This window comes from Bacteroidota bacterium, assembly GCA_030706565.1.
Classification (GTDB): domain Bacteria; phylum Bacteroidota; class Bacteroidia; order Bacteroidales; family JAUZOH01; genus JAUZOH01.
The window spans coordinates 1-3220 of sequence record JAUZOH010000414.1 but is presented as its reverse complement, the minus strand read 5'-3'; the positions used below and the strand labels follow the sequence as shown (position 1 = coordinate 3220).

Here is a 3220-nt window from a genome sequence, read left to right as displayed (position 1 = left end):
GTCAGCGAAAAATATGTATTGTCAGTTGCCAAAACAGGAGCTGTCAAATAAGAAGATTTCCAGTGCCGGTAATCCTGTTTTCAAAGGATGGTATGCAGATCCTGAAGGCGCTATTTTAAACGGGAAATATTGGGTTTATCCGACTTTTTCTGATTTTTACGATAAACAGGTATTTATGGATGCTTTTTCTTCTCCTGATCTTGTACACTGGACCAAGCACAGCCGGATTATCGATACTGCATCGATAAAATGGGCTAGTCGTGCAATGTGGGCTCCGGCGATTGTGGAGAAGAAAGGTAAGTTTTACCTGTTTTTCAGTGCTAACGATATTCAAAAGGATGATCAGCTAGGAGGCATTGGTATTGGAATTGCAAGTAATCCTGAAGGGCCTTTTAAGGATTATCTTGGAAAACCTTTATTAAATAAAATAGTTCATGGAGCTCAGCCTATCGATCAGTTTGTTTTTAAGGATAAGGATGGATCGTATTATATGATATATGGGGGATGGGGTCATTGTAATATCGTAAAATTAAAGAACGATTTTACAGGGTTTCTTCCTTTAAGCGATGGTGCTTTATTCCGTGAAATCACTCCAAAAGGTTATGTTGAAGGACCTGTAATGTTTACACGTAAGGGCAAGTATTATTTTATGTGGTCCGAAGGGGGATGGGGAGGGCCTGATTATAAGGTTGCTTATTCGGTTGCTGATTCGCCTTTTGGCCCCTTTGAGCGCAAAGGAACAATCCTCCAACGGGACAGTTTGGTCGCCACAGGTGCCGGACATCATTCGGTTATTAATATTCCCGGGACCGATGAATGGTATATTGTATATCATCGCAGGCCATTACATGAGACGGCCGGTAATTCAAGGGTGACATGCATTGACAGAATGAAATTCGACAAACAAGGGAACATAGAACCGGTAATAATGACCTTTAAAGGAGTTGCGGCTAGGCCTTTACCAGGGAGCCGGAGATGACCCTATTTATATTCAATCAATTCCGAATAATCCTGAATATTTAAACAAATAGCTATGAACCGAAAGATTGCATCCTTGTTTGCCTTTTTGTACTTTTTTGTATTTATACAACTAATGGCCCTTGGGCAGAAAAATTCGGGACCGCTTAAATGGAGGTTGATTGCTCAAAGTGATGTTGCCGTTGAAGGCGAAAAGATTTCGATGCCTGATTTTGTTCCTAAAGGCTGGGTAAATGCCATTGTTCCTGGAACTGTTTTCTATTCCTATGTCCTTGCTGGTAAAGAGCCTAATCCAGATTATGCTGATAATATTTACAAGGTGGATCATGCCAAATACAACAAACCTTATTGGTACCGTACAGAATTTGTCGCATCAAAATTACCTGCTGATAAACGTATGTGGCTTAAGTTTAATGGTATACACAAAATTGGCGAGATTTATTTCAACGGGCATCATCTGGGCACTTTGAAAGGGCCTATGGAAAGGGGAAAATATGATATTACGGATCTCTTAATAAGCGAAAAGAAAAATGCAATTGCTGTTTTAGTTTTACCTCCGCGCAATGATCCCCAACATAATCACCCATTGGCAAATTGGGAATGCCCTACTTATTTAAGCAGTGCCGGATGGGATTGGATGCCTTCGGTTCCCGGATACAACAGCGGGATTACGGATAGTGTTACTCTTTGTACAACCGGAGCTGTAAGCATTGAGGATCCCTGGGTTAGGACAGAATTACCAAATCATCAGCTTGCTAATCTTTTTGTTGGAATTAATTTACGAAATTCTACTTCCAACCCTGTTTCGGGAATAGTTAAAGCTGTTATAAATCCGGGAAATATTGTAATTGTTAGTCATGAAATTACTCTCTATCCGGATTCAGTTAAAACAGTTTCCTTCAATTCATCTGAATTTCCCCAGCTAAGCGTAAAAAATCCCGAACTCTGGTGGCCCAATGGTTACGGTGGCCAAAAGGATGGGACTCAGCACCTTTATACATGCACGGTTAGGTTTGTGATCAATCACAGTGAAGTATCCGATGTTTCCTCTAAAATGTTCGGCATCCGGAAGATTTCTATGGATACAACTTCGCTTAACGGCCCCATGCGTGTTTATGTGAATGATGTACCCATTCTTCTTAAAGGAGGGAATTGGGGAATGTCCGATTATATGTTAAAAGTAAGAGGAAAGGATTATGAACCCCGCATACGTTTTCATAAAGAGATGAATTTTAATGTTATCCGCAATTGGACAGGCGAGGTTACGGATGAGGATTTTTATAATTATTGCGACCAATATGGTATTATGGTATGGGACGACTTTTGGTTGAACAATTTTGGTTCAATTGACAGTATTGGCATTTTTAAGAGAAATGCTGTAGAGAAGGTGAAAAGGCTAAGGAATCATCCCTCCCTAATAATTTGGTGCGGTGCTAATGAGGGCGTCCCCGGGGGCGATCCCAATGGTCCTTTGAATATGACAATAAGGAATGCTGTAAAGGATTTCGATGGTGAGGATAGAATTTATATAGCACGATCCAACGCAGGGGAGAATAATCCGAATTTTTCTATTCATGGAGGGAGTAGAAATCTTTCAGGCAGCGGTATCTGGGGAAATGTTGATCCTAAAACCTATTTTACCGATCCTCATAATGGTTATCTGTTTTCGAAAGACAGCTATGGAATGCGCAGTGAACTGGGAACAGCCACTTTCGTGAATGTTGAAAGTTTTAAGAAATTTATGCCTTCAGAATATTGGGTTCCTCCTACCGCTGAAGCTGTAAAAAGCAATACCAACATGTGGGCAAAGCATTTCTTCTGTACCGATGGAGCATTGGGGGGAGGTTCAGATCCGGTCAGGTATATCAATGATATGAATGCTCGGTATGGCGTTTCGGCTACGATAGAGGATTTCTGTAAAAAAGCTCAACTCATGAACGTGGAAACCCTGAAGGCTATGTACGAAGCCTGGAATGATCATATGTGGAAAGATGCTTCCGGAATGCTTATATGGATGAGTCAGTCAGCTTATCCTACCATGATCTGGCAAACCTACGATTATTATTTTGACCTTACAGGTGCCTATTTTGGCAGCAAGATAGCCTGTGAACCTGTTCATATTCAATGGAACCCTGCAACCAACTCGGTTAAAGTTGTTAATAACCGGCCCTACGGTATTAAGTCTGTTACTGCCGAAGCTCAGGTGTATAATAGCGACGGGAAATTAGTTCCAGATTACGGC

At 41.1% G+C, this 3220-nt stretch carries 2 protein-coding genes; both read left to right on the top strand.

The features are described 5' to 3' along the window. The first annotated feature begins 13 nt into the window (after positions 1 to 13). On the top strand, positions 14 to 979 hold the full coding sequence (locus Q8907_14925; protein MDP4275565.1) for a glycoside hydrolase family 43 protein: 966 nt from the start codon (positions 14 to 16) through the stop codon (positions 977 to 979). A gap of 54 nt (positions 980 to 1033) precedes the next feature. Continuing rightward, positions 1034 to 3220 (top strand): glycoside hydrolase family 2 TIM barrel-domain containing protein (locus tag Q8907_14920; protein ID MDP4275564.1); only part of this gene is annotated, 2187 nt, incomplete at its 3' end.